Below are 15770 nucleotides of genomic sequence, written 5' to 3'. Positions count from 1 at the left end.
AGCGAGCCGGCCGTCTTTCAGCCGACAGTAATATTTCTTATTCTCCTTGAGCGTTACCGATGAATCCCAAGCCCCTGACGCCCCAGGCCGCCGTTTCCGTGGCCCCTGCCGCGCCCGGCCTATCCGCGCAGAACCCGATCCGCAACCCATTTTCCTGGGCGACTTGGCTGCTGTTGAGCGGCGTCCTGGCATTGCTGGCCGGCGCCTGCGCGCGCTGGATCGATCTGCCCCTGGCTATCTGGATTCAGCGATCCGTCTCCGACGGCGTGAACCTCTCCTTCGAATGGATCGGCGAATTGGGCGAAAGCGGCCCGTACATCGGCGTGGCGCTGGCGTTTTACGTCGTGGGCCTGATTGGCCTGGCGCGCGGCTGGCGCAACCCGCTGCGCATGAGCTACGCCAGCATGGCGCGCGGCAGTCTGCTGATGTTGTCGACCCTGGCGGTGGGTGGGCTGGTGGTGCTCTTGCTTAAACGGTTAGTAGCACGCTCGCGTCCAGAATTATTTTTCGAGAAGGGCATCTACGGCCTGGGCGAATCCTTTTCACGCGTGCAGCAGTTCAATTCCTTTCCGTCCAGCCACACGTACGCCGCGTTCGCCGTGGCCGTCGTGCTCAGTATCCTGGCCCCGCGTTGGCGTGCGGTTTTTCTACTGCTGGCCGTGCTGGTGGCAATGAGCCGCCTGGTCAATCTGGACCACTATCTGTCGGACGTGATGACGGCGGCGGGCATCGCCTTCATAGTGGGCCATCTGCTGGCGCCGCGCGTGCTGAGCAGCCAATATCAATGGCCGCTGCGCGCGCCCTGGCGCTGGTGGAAAAAAGCATGAAGGTGCGCGCTGAATGAAAAAAGGCCGTGATGAACATCGCGGCCATTTTTTTGTCGGTGGCCAGACGCCTGTCAGGCGAAATTCACGACCACGCGGCGGTTCGTGCGGCTTTTCTTTTCGATCTTGGTGATGGCCACCGCGCCGATTTCCTGGGTATTGCGCACATGGGTGCCGCCACAGGGCTGGCGGTCCACGCCCGGGATGTCGATGATGCGGATCTTGGCCGTGCCGGCCGGCGGCGCGGCGCCGATGGTGCGCACCAGATCGGGCTGGGCCGCCAGTTCCTCGGGGGTGATGCCGTTCACGGCAACGTCCAGGCCGCGGTTGATCAGCGCGTTCAGGCGCTCGGTCAGCTCGCCCTTTTCCAGGGTGGATTCGGGCAGGTCGAAATCGATGCGGGCGGAGTCGGGCGAGATGCTGCAGCCCGTCACGGGCGCGGGCACCAGGGCACCCAGCAGGTGCAGGCAGGTGTGCAGGCGCATCAGGCGATGGCGGCGCGGCCAGTCGATGGCCACGGTGACGCGGTCGCCCACTAGCGGGGGCGCGTCGCCCTCGGGCAGGGCCAGTACGTGCAGGATGCGTTGCCGGTCGTCCGCGTAGACCGTGTCCGTCAAGGGCAGCACCCGCCCATCGGCCAGGGTCAAGGTGCCGCTGTCGCCGGCCTGGCCGCCGCTGCGCGCATAGCAGATGGTCTGGTCAAGTTCGACGCCTTCAGGCGTGACGGCAATGATGGTGGCGTCGCACTGATCCAGATAGGGCTCGTCGTCGAAACGTTTGCGGGTGGCGGGCATGGGGGTGGCGGTCATGCGGGGGGTCTCCGGTTTATAGGGGGCGGGGGCGCTTCAGGCCAGGGTCTTCTGCCCTTGTGGCGTGTCGATCAGCGCGCTCAGGCGCGGCGGTCCGTCGGTTTGTTCCAGGTCGATCAGGGTGTCGGCCCCCATCCAGGTCAGCCCTTGACGCAGCAGGCCCGCCTGCGGGTGGCTACCGGTCAGGCGCACCAGCGTCAGGGGCTGGCGCGGCAGGCTGACGCCGGGGTAGGCGTCCACGTCCCATTGGATCAGCGTGGGCAGCAGGCCGTCGCCCGCCGCGTGGCCCGCTTCGCGCCAGGTGGGTAGGCTGCCGTCGTCCGGCACCGTCAGGCGCCAGCGCAGATCACCGCGCGTCATGGGGATGACGGGCGCGATGCGTTCCGGGTGTTCGGCCTGCATGCGGGTCAGGTCCAGCGGCGCTTCCACCCGCGCGGCCCAGTGCGCCAGGAAAGGCCCCTGTTCCAGCCGCGCGCGCATGTCGCCCTGATCCAGCCCGAACCAGCGGGGGCGTTCGGGGGCGGGGGCATCGGGGTCTATCGCGATGACCTCCAGATACACGCCGTCCGCCATGCCCAGCACGCGGTTGTGGGTGCCCATGTGCGGGTGCGCGCCGCCGCCCTGGGGCGCGATGCCGAGCAGGCCCGCGACATATTCCGTACCGCTGGCAAGGTCCGCCGCGGCGATGACGAGATGATCGATGGTGAGTTTCATGGTGGTCTATGGTAGCGAATGCGGAAGGATTCGTACCCGTACAGCAGGGCGAGAGCGGACGGTACAGTGCGGATCAGGCCGTGACGGTAATGCCGGCCGTGTCGGATTGGCGCGCTTTGCGAACGCGGATTTCAACGTGCTGATCCAGGGCAACCAGGGCTTGCATGAGCCGTTCCAGTGAGATGTTCAGCAATTTGTAGCGGCGAATTTGAGAGACCTTGGGCTGCGTCATCCCGGTCAGTGCCGCGACGTCGGTCTGATTCAGTCCGCGCTTGTCGATCAAGTCATTGAGCTTCATGGCCAATTGCACTTTGGCGGTAAGGTCGGCGGCGTCTTCAAAACCGAGGTCGTAGAGGACGTTCTTGGTGCCAGGGTTTGAGGCTTGAGTCATAGATGGTTATTGCTGTAGGAAGATATGCTGGATCGAATATACCAGTTCGGGTATATGAATCAACGCGTCTTCCGGCATGAAATTGGCTAGTTCCCTGGCTCAGGGCGCCGTTCGTAGTCGCCGAGGCGTTCCCTCGTTAGAAGCAGGGAAAGCAGAAAGCACAAAGCCCGTCGCGGGCGACGGGCTTTGGGAAACGCAAGACAGGTCAGGATCAGGCGACTTCGCCTTCCTCGCCTTCTTTCTTGACCGGCTTGATCAGGTCTTCGCGCTTGACGCCCATCCACATGGCCAGCGCGGCGGCGACGAACACCGACGAATAGATGCCGAACCAGATGCCGATGGTCAGGGCCAGGGCGAAGTAGTGCAGGGTGGGGCCGCCGAAGAACAGCATGGCCAACACCATCATCTGCGTCGAACCGTGGGTGATGATGGTCCGCGAGATGGTTTGGGTGATGGCGCTGTTGATGACTTCCTGCGTGTCGGCCTTGCGGTACTTGCGGAAGTTTTCGCGGATGCGGTCCATGATGACCACGGATTCGTTCACCGAATAGCCCAGCACCGCCAGCACGCCCGCCAACACCGACAGCGAGAACTCCCACTGGAAGAAGGCGAAGAAGCCCAGGATGATCACCACGTCGTGCAGGTTGGCGATCACGCCGGCGACCGAGAACTTCCATTCGAAACGGAAGCCCAGGTACACCATGATGCCGATGACCACGACAAGCAGGGCCATCAAGCCGTTGTGCAGAAGTTCCTGGCCGATCTGCGGCCCCACGAATTCCACGCGGCGCAGTTCCACGCCGGAGTCCGCGGCCTTCAGGGCGGCCAGCACGCTTTCGCTTTGGGTGGCCGACGTTTGGCCTTCCTGCAGCGGCAGGCGGATCATGACGTCGTGCGAGGTGCCGAAGTTCTGCACCTGGAAGTCGGTGTAGCCCAGCTTGGAGACCACGCCACGCACGTTTTCAAGCTGCGCCGTCTGCGCGTAGTTGACTTCCATGACCGTGCCGCCGGTGAACTCGATCGACAGGTGAAAGCCGCGCGTGACGATGAAGAAGACCGCCAGGACGAACGTGATGAGACTGATGATGTTCAGCACCAACGCGTGGCGCATGAACGGGATGGTGCGGTGAATACGGAAGAATTCCATTTTTCGCCTTCGGTTCTTTTCTACGGCGGATGGCTATGCGCCACCCGCCTTATTGTCAGTTTGCCTTCGGTTTCCAGACTTCGCCGATGGAGATCGAGGTCAGCTTCTTCTTGCGGCCGTAGTACAGATTGGCCAGGGCGCGCACGCCCACCACCGACGAGAACATCGACGTCAGGATGCCCAGGCAGTGCACCACCGCGAAGCCGCGGATCGGGCCCGAACCGAAGGCCAGCAGCGCCAGGCCGACGATGAGCGTCGTGAGGTTCGAGTCAAGAATCGTGCCCCAGGCGCGTTCAAAACCTTGGTGGATGGCCTGCTGCGGGGAAGCCCCGGCGCGCAGTTCTTCGCGTATCCGCTCGTTGATCAGCACGTTCGAGTCAATCGCCATGCCCAGCGTCAGCGCAATGGCGGCGATACCCGGCAAGGTCAGCGTGGCCTGCAGCATGGACAAGAGCGCCAGCAGCAGCAGCACGTTCATCGTCAGGCCCACCGTGGAGAACACGCCGAACAGGCGGTAGTACAGCATGATGAACGCGGCAATGGCCAGGAAACCGTACAGCGTCGAATGGAAGCCCTTCGAGATGTTGTCGGCGCCCAGGCTCGGGCCGATGGTGCGTTCTTCGATGATGGACATCGGCGCGGCCAGCGCGCCCGCGCGCAGCAGCAGCGCGGTGTCGGCGGCTTCTTCCGAGCTCATGCTGCCCGAGATCTGCACCTGGCCGCCCGCGATTTCGCTGCGGATGACCGGCGCCGTAACCACTTCGCCCTTGCCGTTTTCAAACAGCAGGATGGCCATGCGCTTGCCGATGTTGTCGCGGGTGACGTCGCGGAAGATACGCGCGCCCTTGGAGTCCAGTGTCAGGTGGACGGCGGCTTGCTGGGTTTGCGAGTCGCGGCCGGGTTGGGCGTCTTGCAGGTTTTCACCGGTCAGCACCACTTGGCGGCGAACCAGGATCGGGCGGCCGTCGCGGTCGTTGTAGCGTTCCAGGCCGAAGGGCACGGTGCCGCCCAGCAGCGCGCCTTGCGCGGTGGGGGAATCGTCAACCATGCGGATTTCCAGCGTGGCGGTGCGGCCCAGCAGTTCCTTGGCCTTGGCCACGTCCTGCACGCCGGGCAGTTGCACCACGATGCGGTCCGTACCCTGTTGCTGGATGACCGGTTCGGCCACACCCAGTTCGTTGATACGGTTGTGCAGGGTGTTGATGTTCTGCTTCAGCGCGGAGTCTTGCACGCGCTGGACGGCGGCGGGATTCAGGGCGCCCAGCAGCAGCGGCTTGCCGCCTTCTTCGCGTTCCGTGAACTCCAGGTCCGGCAGGCGGGTGCGCAGGGTGGCGATGGCGCGGTCGCGGTCGTCGTTGTTGGCGAAGGTAGCGGCAACGCCCATGCCCGAGCGTTCAACGCTGGCCACGTTGACCTTCTGGTCACGCAGCACGGAACGCACGTCGGCGGCCAGCGAATCGTAGCGGGCGGTCAGCGCGCCCTGCATGTCGACTTGCAGCAGGAAGTGCACACCGCCGCGCAAGTCCAGGCCCAGGTACATGGGCTTGGGGGCGAACCAGCCCAGGGCGCGCATCCAGGGGGGCGACGCGGGCAACAGGTTCAGCGCCACGGTGTAGTGCGGGTCGTCGGCGACGGTGTTCAGGGATTTTTCGATCAGGTCACGGGCCTGCAGTTGCAGGTCGGTCGACGTGAAGCGGGCGCGCACGGTGCCGAGCGTGCCGTTTTGTTCGTAGAAGACGCCTTCGTTCGGGATCTTGGCGTCGGTCAGGATTTGTTCGACCCGGTTCAGCATGGCCGGTTCCACCTTGATGGTGGCCTTGGCGCTGGAAACCTGGACCGCGGGGGACTCGCCGTAGAAATTGGGCAGCGTGTACAGCAGGCCAATGATGACCGCGATCAGGACCGTAATGTACTTCCAGAGGGGATAGCGGTTCATTGCCGGCTACTTCATGTCAGGGTGATAAAAGGGCCGCCCGGGCGATAAACGCTGCGGGCGGCGGTTGGGTCCCATCAAACGTAAGAAGAGCCCGATGGGGCTCCTATTAGACGCTTAAAGGGCCTTGATGGTTCCTTTAGGAAGCACGGTCGAAACCGACGACTTCTGCATGATCACTTCCACCGGCTTGTCGGCCAGTTCGGACACTTCAACGGTCACGTAGCTGTCATTGACCTTGGTGACCTTGCCCAGCATGCCGCCGGCGGTGACCACTTCGTCACCCTTGGCCAGGGCGGCGATCAGGTTGCGGTGTTCCTTCTGACGCTTCATCTGCGGACGGATCATCAGGAAGTAGAGGATCACGAACATCAGGACGATGGGCAACATGCCCATCAGCGCATTACCTTCAGGGGCGGCGGCTTGAGCCACGACGAGGCTTGCGGTATCGATAACGGACATTGAATTCTCCTGCGTTTAAGTCTGTTTGGGTTGTTTGTTGCTACGGACGGCCATGCCCGAGTTCTCTATGTAACTACGAAACATCGCCATACCCACTAGCTGTCTTGTTATGCGCCCATCCCCGCGCGAGCCATGGATAGGGCAAGCCGGCTATTGTATCCATCTTATTGCCGGCCTTTCACTAGGGGGGGATCCCAATCTATGGGGACGAAATCTCAATAGAAAAGCCCCCTCAGGGAAAGCCCGACTACTCGATGCCGCGGGCGCGGTCCGCGGCGAACTGCGCGCGCCAGGCATTGAAACGGCCTTCGGCGATGGCTTCGCGCATTTCCTTCATGATAGTCAGATAGAAATGCAGATTGTGCAGCGTGTTCAGGCGCGCGCCGGTGATCTCGTTGGCCCGCTGCAGATGGTGCAGATAGGCGCGCGAGAAATTGGCGCAGGTGTGGCAGGTGCAACTGGGGTCCAGCGGGCGGGTGTCGTCGCGGTACTTGGCGTTACGGATCTTGACGTCGCCAAAGCGGGTGAACAGCCAGCCGTTGCGGGCGTTGCGGGTCGGCATGACGCAGTCGAACATGTCCACGCCACGGCTCACGCCCTCGACCAGGTCTTCCGGCGTGCCCACGCCCATCAGGTAGCGTGGCGCCTGGGCCGGCAGCTTCGGCGTGACGTGCGCCAGGATGCGCATCATGTCTTCCTTGGGCTCGCCTACCGATAGCCCGCCGATGGCGTAGCCATGGAAGCCGATGTCCTGCAGGCCCGCCAGGGATTCATCGCGCAGCGATTCATACATGCCGCCCTGGACGATGCCGAACAGCGCATTCGGGTTGCCCAGGCGGTCGAATTCGTCGCGCGAGCGGCGCGCCCAGCGCAAGGACATGCGCATCGAGCGCGCGGCTTCTTCAACGGTGGCGGGGCGGCCGTCGATTTCATACGGCGTGCATTCGTCGAACACCATGACGATGTCGGAATTCAGCGAACGCTGGATGCGCATCGATTCTTCGGGCGTCAGGAACAGGCGCGCACCGTCGATGGGCGAGGCGAACTTCACGCCTTCCTCGGTGATCTTGCGCATGCCTTGCAGGCTGAACACCTGGAAGCCGCCCGAGTCGGTCAGGATGGGCTTGTCCCACTGCATGAAGCCATGCAGGCCGCCGTGCTTTTCCATGATGTCCGTGCCCGGGCGCAGCCACAGGTGGAACGTGTTGCCCAGCACGATCTGCGACCCGATCTCTTTCAGCTCGTGCGGCATCATGGCCTTGACGCTGCCATAGGTGCCCACGGGCATGAAGATGGGCGTCTCGACCACGCCGTGGTTCAGCGTGATGCGGCCGCGGCGGGCGCCGCCGTCGGTGGCGAGCAGTTCAAAATTCAGACCGGTCATGGGGCGGGGGACTCGATAAACATGGCGTCGCCATAGCTGAAGAAGCGGTAGCGCTGGGCTACCGCGTGGGCGTAGGCGCGGCGGATCGGCTCAACGCCGGCCAGCGCCGACACCAGCATCAGCAGGGTCGACTGGGGAAGGTGGAAGTTGGTGACCAGGGCGTCCACGACGCGGTACTGGTAGCCGGGGGTGATGAACAGGCGGGTGTCGCCCTGGGCGGCGGCCAGGGGCAGGCCGGGCGCCGTGCGGCCTTCGGTCTGCGCGGCGGCGGATTCCAGCGCGCGCACGCTGGTGGTGCCCACGGCGATGACGCGGCCGCCCTTGGCGCGGGTGGCGGCAATGGCGTCCACGGTAGCCTGGGGCACCGTGAACCATTCGGCGTGCATGATGTGGTCGGCCAGGTTGTCGACCCGCACCGGCTGGAACGTGCCCGCGCCCACGTGCAGCGTGACAAAAGCGCGCGCGATACCCAGGCTTGCCAGGCGGTCCAGCGTGGGCTGGTCAAAGTGCAGGCCGGCCGTGGGCGCGGCAACCGCGCCGGGTTCTCGGGCGTAAACGGTTTGATAGCGGTCGTCGTCGCCCGCATCGGCCGCGTGCGTGATGTAGGGCGGCAGCGGGGTGGCGCCGTGGGCGTCCAGCAGGTCCAGCACGGGGCCGGGGAAACGGATGTCGAAGAGTTCGCCTTCGCGGCCCAGCACGGTGGCCTCGAAGGCCTCGGCCAGGCGCAGCACCATGCCCGGCCCGGGCGATTTGCTGGCGCGCACGTGGGCCAGGACGCGGTCGGATTCGGTGATGCGCTCAACCAGTACCTCGACCTTGCCGCCCGTGATCTTGTGACCGCCCAAGCGCGCCTTGATGACGCGGGTGTCGTTGAACACCAGCAGGTCGTTGGGGCGCAGCAGACCGGTCAGGTCGGCGAATTGGCGGTCGTGCAACTGGCTGGCGGCGTCCAGGTGCAGCAGGCGGCTGCCCGTGCGTTGGGCGGCGGGCGTCTGCGCGATAAGCTCAGGCGGCAGCTCGTAATTGAAATCGGAAACGGTCAGGGACTGGGTCACGCGGGTATCTGTCTGTCAGTGAGGGCGGCCCGGAAAACGTGGGCTGGGCCAACCGGGCGGGCTCGGGGCAACCGGCTATTGTAAAGGCGAAGGTTATCAGGGCCGGAGCAGACGAGAGCCCCGTAACCGTCCCAGGTTTTGTATGCTCTCGGTTTTGCAGGACGGGCAACAAGGTGGACAGCGCATGATGGGACAAGCGAAGAAGCGGGTGGGCGGACTCAGGCAATGGCTGGCCGGCGGGCTGCTGGCCTTGTCGGCGGGCGCCGCCTTTGCGCAGGTCCAGGGTTTGCCGCCAGACGTCATCCGGGCCTGGAAGGCCACCAAGTTGCCCGACAGTTCGCTGTCGCTGGTGGTGCAGGAACTGGGCGGGCCGCGCATGGTGGCGCTGAACGCCAAGGAACCCCGCAACCCGGCGTCGGTGATGAAGCTGGTCACGACCTGGGCCGCGCTGTCCGAGCTTGGCCCCAATTACGTATGGCGCACCGAATTCATGACCGCGCCGGGCGCTCGGCCCGACGCCCGCGGCGTGTTGGCCGGCCCCCTGTACCTGCGGGCGGGCGGCGACCCCCAATTCCTGATGCAAGACCTGTGGGCCCTGTTGCGCGAATTGCGCCTGCGTGGGGTCAAGCAGATCAATGACCTGATCATCGACCGCAGCATCTTCGGCCAGGTCGCGATCGACCCCGGCGCCTTCGACGGCGCGCCCGACCGCGCCTACAACGCCAGCCCGGATGCGCTGATGGTGGGTTTTGGCGCGCAGCGCCTGCTGTTCACGCCGGACCCCGCCGCGCACAAATGGGTGCCGCTGATCGATCCGCCCCTGCCCGGCCTGAAACTTGAGGGCAGCGTGGAATGGAGCGACATCCGCTGCCCTGGCCCGCCGATAGTCACGACCGAACCGCTGATCACCCAGCAGGGCGTCACGATCCGCCTGGGCGGCAAGGTGGCGGGTTCGTGCGGGGAATTCAGCCTGTATCGCCTGGCTTTGTCGCAGCCTGAGTACGCCACCGAAATCTTCCGCCTGCTCTGGAAAGAGCTGGGCGGCACGTTCAAGGGGCAGGTCAAATCCGGCATGGTGCCGGCCGACGCGGTGGTGCTGGCCTCGCATGATTCTCCGACGCTGGCGGAAGTGATCCGCCAGATCAACAAGCGCAGCAACAACGTCATGGCGCGCACGCTGCTGCTGACGCTGGGCGCCGAGCGTGGCCGCCGGCCCGCCACGGTGACCAGCAGCGAGGCCGTGGCCAAGGGCGCGCTGGTCAAGCAGGGGCTGGATATGCCCGAACTGATCATCGACAACGGCGCGGGCCTGTCGCGCGACGCCCGGGTGTCGGCCGACAGCCTGGCGTCGATGCTGACCGTGGCCTGGAATTCGCCGCTCATGCCCGAATACATTTCATCGTTCGCCATCGCCGGGGTGGACGGCACGGTGCGCCGCCGACTGAAGGGCGACGGCACCCAGGGCATGGCCCACCTGAAGACCGGCTCGCTGCGCGACGTGCGCGCCATCGCCGGTTACGTGCTGGGCGCCAGCGGCAAGCGCTACGTGGTGGTCAGCATCGTGAACCACGAGCAGGCGGGTGCCGTTCGCGCGTTCGACGACGCCCTTATCGCCTGGCTAGCAGAACAGTAGGGCTTTTTTTTCCAAACCGATTACGATCCTCAGCTATGGCTCGAAAATGGCCTGAGGCGACACCCCCTGTATTTCAATATTCTGGAGAATTACGCACATGCCCGTGCACGAAATCCGCCATCCGCTGATCCGCCACAAGCTCGGGATCATGCGTCGCGCCGACCTCAGCACCAAGAGCTTTCGGGAGTTGTCGCAGGAAGTGGGCGCGCTGCTGACGTACGAAGCGTCCAAGGACCTGCCTCTGGAGCCCGCCACTGTCCAGGGCTGGTGTGGCGAGGTCCAGGTTGAGAAGATCGCCGGCAAAAAAGTCACCGTGGTGCCCATCTTGCGCGCCGGCATCGGCATGCTGGACGGGGTGCTCAGCTTGATTCCCGGCGCCAAGGTCAGCGTGGTGGGCGTGGCCCGCAACGAAGAAACGCTGGAAGCCCACACGTATCTGGAACGCCTGGTCGGCGAACTGGACCAGCGCCTGGCGCTGATCGTGGATCCCATGCTGGCGACCGGCGGCTCGATGGTTGCCGCGATTGATCTGCTTAAGCGCGCCGGCTGCAAGGAAATCCGCGCGCTGGTGTTGGTGGCCGCGCCCGTGGGCATCGATACCGTGCTGGCCAAGCACCCCGACGTGCATATCTATACAGCGTCCATCGATGACGGCCTGAACGAACACGGCTACATCATGCCCGGCCTGGGCGATGCGGGCGACCGCATTTTCGGCACGAATCAGAAGGCGATTTAAGCCAAGCTCGGGGGGCAGGCGGCTACGCGCCGCCAGCGCCCTCGATGTGCTGGCCAAACCATTGCAAGCGCGGCGCCAGCCCCGCCACTTCGCCCACGATCAACAGGGCGGGCGAACGGATGGCGTGTTCCGCCGCCAGGCGCGGCAGCGCTTCCAGCGTGCCCGACAGCACGCGCTGTTCCGGCCGGCTGCCGTTTTCGATCAGCGCGAACGGCGTGTCGGCCGCACGGCCATGAGCCAGCAGGCGGCGGGTCAGCAGGTCTAGCTGACCCACGCCCATATAGAACGCCAGGGTCTGCTTTTCACGGGCCAGCGCCGGCCAGTCCAGATTGTCTTCGTCTTCACGGCAGTGCGCCGTGATCAGCCGCACCGATTGCGCGTGCTCGCGGTGCGTTAGCGGAATGCCGGCGTAGGCGGCACAGGCCAGCGCGGCCGTGATGCCCGGCACCACCTCGAAGCGCACATTGTGCGCCCGCAAGTATTCCAGTTCTTCACCGCCCCGGCCAAAGATGAACGCGTCGCCCCCCTTCAAGCGCACCACCCGGCGGCCTGCCTGCGCGTGTTCCACCAGTAGCGCGTGGATGCGCGCCTGGGTCGCGTGGTGGTTTTCGCCGGGCAGCTTGCCCACGGCGATGCGGTCGGCATCGCGGCGCGCCAGTGACATTACGTCTTCGCTGACCAGGCGGTCGTACAGGATGACGTCGGCCTCATTCAAGGCGCGCAATGCCTTCAGGGTCAGCAAGCCGGGGTCGCCCGGCCCCGCGCCCACCAGCACCACGCTGCCTTCGGCTGGGGCCAGCGGCGAGTCCAGGGCCTGGGTCAGCGCGGCTTCAGCCTGTGCGGCTTGCTGCTGGCGCAGCAGGCCCGCCACGGGGCCGTCCAGCAGCCAGTCGTAGAAGCGGCGGCGCGCGCCCAGATCGGGATGGCTGGCGCGGATGCGCTTGCGGTAGGTGGCGGCCAGCGCGGCCAGTTGGCCCAGCGTATGGTCGAACAGGGATTCGATGCGCTCGCGCACGCGGCGCGCCAGCACGGGCGCTACGCCCGACGACGAGATCGCCACGATGACGGGCGAGCGGTCAACAATGGACGGCACCTGAAACGAGGACAGTTCCGGGTCGTCCACCACATTGGCAAAAATGCGTCGCGCGCTGGCGGCATCGGACACCGCGGCATTGGCGGTGCGGTCATCGGTGGCGGCCACCACCAGCCACACGTCATCCAGCCAGTCGGGGTTGAATCGGTCGGCCAGGTGGCGGATGCGGCCCTGGGCCACCAAATCCGTCAATGCCGGGGTCAGTGCCGGCGCGCCCACCACCACGTCGGCCATGGCTTCCAGTAGCGCGAGCGTCTTGCGCTCGGCCACCGCGCCACCGCCCACCACCAGCACCCGCCGACCCTTCAGGTCAGCAAAAATCGGGAAAAGCTTCATCTTGTGCCCGCCTCGGGCGTACCCGGCAAAATATCTGCCGATGATAGGGACGGGTTTACATCCCCACAACTTTTGATTTCTTGAATCCTTATATCCATAACTTATTTGGTCAGGCGCTGCCCAGCCATTGGCTCATTTCGACGACCTCGCGCGCCACTTCGCCCAGCCGCTTCTGGCTTTGCATGGCGCGGTCGCGCAGCAGCCGGTGCGCTTCCTCTTCCGGTATCGAGCGCGTCTTCATCAGGATGCCCTTGGCCTTTTCCACCCACTGGCGTTCGGCCAGCCGCAGTTGCGCATCGCGCAGTTCCTCGCGCCGCGACTTTTCCATGGCGAAGCGTTCAATCGCCACGGTCAGCAGCGGTTCGATGCGGGCCGCCGACACGTCGCCCACCACATAAGCGGCCACGCCCGCGCGCAACGCGGTGCGGATGGTGTCGCGGTTGCCGTCATCGGTGAACATCACCACTGGCCGATCACTGTGCGCGCTGGCCACACAGACGTTTTCCAGCGTGTCGCGCCCGGGGGCGTCGCTGTCGATCAGCACCACGTCCGGCGCCGCCTGGGCGATGGCGGTAGCCAGGTCACTGCCGGGTGCTACTTCCGAGACCACGTGTACGCCCGCCGCGGCAAGCGTTTGCCGCAGCGACGCCGCGCGTCCCTCGCCATCGTTCAGCAGCATGACCTTCAGCATGTGATCCCCCTGATGCTGCTCAAGCATGCAAGTTCCATGCCATCTCTGATTGCGCGCGCGGCAGGATTCCCGCGCACAGCGGCAGGGCGCGGACGGCACAGGGATGGTGCGCCGCCGCATCGCATTGCGCACCAACTTGGTTCTACGGTGCGCGCGTAGGGCAACCCGGCGTTGACCCATGATTCCTCGCAACACCAATGCTGGCGCAGCGTAGCGGCGAGCCACGGTAGTTTCCCGCGCATCTGGCACAGCGTTTGCTTAAGTGATATCGGGCGACCAACGGCGGTCGCCAACGCAACGCGCCGCACTACGCGGCAAGGGACAACGACGTTCCGCTGCGCCAATGGACTGGGTTCCATGGCGCGCGGGACGTTTTTTTTTGCCAGGAGCCATGCATGACGCCAGTACAACGTAGCCCCTCATCCGACCTTGCCCCCCATGCGGACGCGGGCGCGAATGCCAGCCGCCGCAAGTGGTTGAGCGGCACGGCGCGCGCGGTGGCGGGCGCCGGCCTGCTGTCGCTGGTTGACCCGTTGGTGCGCGCCGGCGCCTGGGCCGCCGGTACGGACGCGCCGGAAAAAACCGAGGTGAAGATCGGCTTTATTCCGCTGACCGATTGCGCCTCGGTGGTGATGGCGTCGGTGCTGGGCATCGACAAGAAATACGGCGTGACCATCACGCCGTCCAAGGAAGCGTCGTGGGCGGCCGTGCGCGACAAGCTGCTTAACGGCGAACTCGATATGGCGCACGTGCTGTATGGGCTGGTGTACGGCGTGCACCTGGGCATCGGCGGGCCCAAGAAGGACATGGCTGTCCTGATGAGCCTGAATCAGAACGGGCAGGCAATCTCGCTATCGAACAAGGTGCTGGAGAAGGGCGCGCGCGACGGCGAATCGCTGGCCAAGCTGATGGCGTCGGACAAGCGCGAATACACCTTCGCGCAGACCTTCCCGACCGGCACGCACGCCATGTGGCTGTATTACTGGCTGGCCGCCTATGGCATCAACCCGATGAAAGACGCCAAGGTCATCACCGTGCCGCCGCCCCAGATGGTGGCGAACATGCGCGTGGGCAATATGGATGGCTTCTGCGTGGGCGAGCCCTGGGGCGCGCGCACCATCATGGACAAGATCGGTTTTACCGCCGTGACCTCGCAAGACATCTGGCAGGACCATCCTGAAAAGGTGCTGGGCACCAGCGCGGATTTCGTGTCGCGTAATCCGAACACGGCGCGCGCCGTCACCGCCGCCATCCTCGAGGCCGGCAAGTGGATCGACGCCTCGCCCGCCAACCGTCAGAAGACGGCGGAAACCATCGCCGCCAAATCCTACGTGAACACGGACGCCAGCGGCATCGTGGACCGCATGCTGGGCAAGTACCAGGACGGCCTGGGCAAGACCTGGACGGACGAGCACGCCATGCGCTTCTACGCCGACGGCTCGGCCAACTTTCCGTACCTGAGCGACGGCATGTGGTTCCTGACGCAGCACAAACGGTGGGGCCTCTTGAAAGAGCATCCCGACTATCTGGCGGTGGCCAAGCAGATCAACCGCATCGACCTCTACAAACAGGCCGCGCAAGCCGCGGGCGTGGCCTTGCCCACCAGCGAAACGCGCACGTCCACGCTGATCGACGGGGTGAAGTGGGACGGCAGCAACCCGGCGGCCTATGCCGACGGATTCAAGGTCAAGGTCTGACCGCAATACCGCAACAGAAGAGGGCTTGCTATGACTTCTACCGTAACGACTGTGGGCCGCGGCGAAGCGCTGGTTGCCGCTGGCCGCGAGAAACTGGAATCCGCGCTGAAAACCGTGGCCGGACCGGTGGCCGGCTTCGCATTGTTTGTGCTGATGTGGCAGGTGATCGCGATGCAGATTCCAGAGATCCCCACGCCGGGCGTCACCTGGCATGCCGCCGTGACGCTGTTTTCCGACCCGTTCTATGACAACGGCCCCAACGACAAGGGCATCGGCTGGAATCTTGTGGCCTCGTTGGAGCGCGTGGCCATCGGCTTTGGCCTGGCGGCGGTGATCGGCATTCCGGCGGGCTTCGCCATCGGGCGCTACGCCGCCATCAACGCCATGTTTTCACCCATCGTGAGCCTGTTGCGGCCGGTGTCGCCGCTGGCCTGGCTGCCCTTGGGCTTGCTGCTGTTCAAGGCCGCCAACCCCGCCGCCATCTGGGCGATTTTCATCTGTTCGATCTGGCCGATGATCATCAACACCGCGGTGGGCGTGTCGCGCGTGCCGCAGGACTACCTGAACGTGGCGCGGGTGCTGAACCTGTCCGAATGGAAGCTGACCACGAAAGTGCTGCTGCCCGCCGTGCTGCCCTATGTGCTGACGGGCGTGCGCCTGTCCATCGGCACCGCCTGGCTGGTGATCGTGGCGGCCGAAATGCTGACCGGGGGCACGGGTATCGGCTTCTGGCTGTGGGATGAATGGAACAACCTGAAGGTAGAGCACATCGTCATCGCCATTTTTGTAATCGGCATTGTGGGCTTGCTGTTGGAAACCCTGTTGGTGGCCCTGGCCCGCCGCTTCACCTACACCGAGGAATAGC

15 protein-coding genes are annotated in these 15770 nt (G+C 64.9%); 5 read left to right on the top strand and 10 right to left on the bottom strand.

Features of this window, described 5'->3' with window-relative positions; translation table 11 throughout:
• Positions 1-59 precede the first annotated feature (59 nt).
• On the top strand, positions 60-827 hold the full coding sequence (locus tag ELS24_RS23920) for a phosphatase PAP2 family protein (RefSeq protein WP_083447454.1): 768 nt from the start codon (positions 60-62) through the stop codon (positions 825-827).
• Between the two features lie 71 nt (positions 828-898).
• On the opposite strand, the gene ELS24_RS23915 is transcribed toward ELS24_RS23920, so the two are convergent.
• The 8 genes from ELS24_RS23915 to queA all read right to left on the bottom strand — a co-directional run bounded on the left by ELS24_RS23915 (position 899) and on the right by queA (position 8719).
• Positions 899-1618, bottom strand: a complete 720-nt coding sequence (locus tag ELS24_RS23915; protein WP_050448276.1) for an alanyl-tRNA editing protein — start codon at positions 1616-1618, stop codon at positions 899-901.
• 51 nt (positions 1619-1669) lie between these two features.
• On the bottom strand, positions 1670-2347 hold the full coding sequence (locus tag ELS24_RS23910; RefSeq protein WP_050448253.1) for a VOC family protein: 678 nt from the start codon (positions 2345-2347) through the stop codon (positions 1670-1672).
• A gap of 73 nt (positions 2348-2420) precedes the next feature.
• Entirely contained in the window at positions 2421-2738 is a 318-nt protein-coding gene (locus ELS24_RS23905; RefSeq protein WP_127185521.1) for a helix-turn-helix domain-containing protein, read from the bottom strand.
• Between the two features lie 211 nt (positions 2739-2949).
• Positions 2950-3885, bottom strand: a complete 936-nt coding sequence (secF, locus tag ELS24_RS23900; RefSeq protein ID WP_050448255.1) for a protein translocase subunit SecF — start codon at positions 3883-3885, stop codon at positions 2950-2952.
• A 55-nt stretch (positions 3886-3940) separates the two neighbouring features.
• Complete coding sequence (gene secD, locus ELS24_RS23895; RefSeq protein ID WP_050448256.1) at positions 3941-5821, bottom strand: protein translocase subunit SecD; 1881 nt, start codon at positions 5819-5821, stop codon at positions 3941-3943.
• A gap of 114 nt (positions 5822-5935) precedes the next feature.
• The gene (yajC, locus tag ELS24_RS23890; protein ID WP_006221220.1) at positions 5936-6280 is read right to left on the bottom strand and encodes a preprotein translocase subunit YajC; all 345 of its coding nucleotides are present in this window, start codon (positions 6278-6280) and stop codon (positions 5936-5938) included.
• A gap of 247 nt (positions 6281-6527) precedes the next feature.
• Positions 6528-7664 (bottom strand): tRNA guanosine(34) transglycosylase Tgt, encoded by a 1137-nt coding sequence (gene tgt, locus ELS24_RS23885; protein ID WP_050448257.1) that lies wholly within the window; start codon positions 7662-7664, stop codon positions 6528-6530.
• The gene (queA, locus tag ELS24_RS23880; RefSeq protein ID WP_127185520.1) at positions 7661-8719 is read right to left on the bottom strand and encodes a tRNA preQ1(34) S-adenosylmethionine ribosyltransferase-isomerase QueA; all 1059 of its coding nucleotides are present in this window, start codon (positions 8717-8719) and stop codon (positions 7661-7663) included. Before queA ends, tgt begins: the two co-directional genes overlap by 4 nt.
• Positions 8720-8903: 184 nt before the next feature.
• Here queA and dacB point away from each other — a divergent pair, with 184 nt between their 5' ends.
• Positions 8904-10352, top strand: coding sequence for a D-alanyl-D-alanine carboxypeptidase/D-alanyl-D-alanine endopeptidase (dacB, locus tag ELS24_RS23875; protein WP_050448259.1), 1449 nt, complete (start codon positions 8904-8906; stop codon positions 10350-10352).
• 97 nt (positions 10353-10449) lie between these two features.
• A complete protein-coding gene (upp, locus tag ELS24_RS23870) occupies positions 10450-11088 on the top strand; it encodes a uracil phosphoribosyltransferase (RefSeq protein WP_050448260.1) in 639 nt (212 codons plus the stop codon).
• Between the two features lie 22 nt (positions 11089-11110).
• Here the strand turns inward: upp and cysG are convergent, their stop codons facing one another.
• Entirely contained in the window at positions 11111-12517 is a 1407-nt protein-coding gene (cysG, locus tag ELS24_RS23865; RefSeq protein ID WP_127185519.1) for a siroheme synthase CysG, read from the bottom strand.
• 109 nt (positions 12518-12626) lie between these two features.
• A complete protein-coding gene (locus ELS24_RS23860; RefSeq protein ID WP_230695258.1) occupies positions 12627-13235 on the bottom strand; it encodes an ANTAR domain-containing response regulator in 609 nt (202 codons plus the stop codon).
• Positions 13236-13603: 368 nt separating this feature from the next.
• On the opposite strand from ELS24_RS23860, the gene ELS24_RS23855 reads away from it, so the two are divergent.
• Together ELS24_RS23855 and ntrB are read left to right on the top strand one after the other, a co-directional pair.
• Positions 13604-14905, top strand: coding sequence for a CmpA/NrtA family ABC transporter substrate-binding protein (locus ELS24_RS23855; RefSeq protein ID WP_127185518.1), 1302 nt, complete (start codon positions 13604-13606; stop codon positions 14903-14905).
• 30 nt (positions 14906-14935) lie between these two features.
• Positions 14936-15769 (top strand): nitrate ABC transporter permease, encoded by an 834-nt coding sequence (gene ntrB / locus ELS24_RS23850; protein WP_050448263.1) that lies wholly within the window; start codon positions 14936-14938, stop codon positions 15767-15769.
• The last annotated feature ends 1 nt before the right edge of the window (position 15770 follow it).

Source organism: Achromobacter spanius (genome assembly GCF_003994415.1).
Lineage (GTDB): Bacteria > Pseudomonadota > Gammaproteobacteria > Burkholderiales > Burkholderiaceae_B > Achromobacter > Achromobacter spanius_C.
This window is presented reverse-complemented; position numbering and strand designations above follow the sequence as displayed.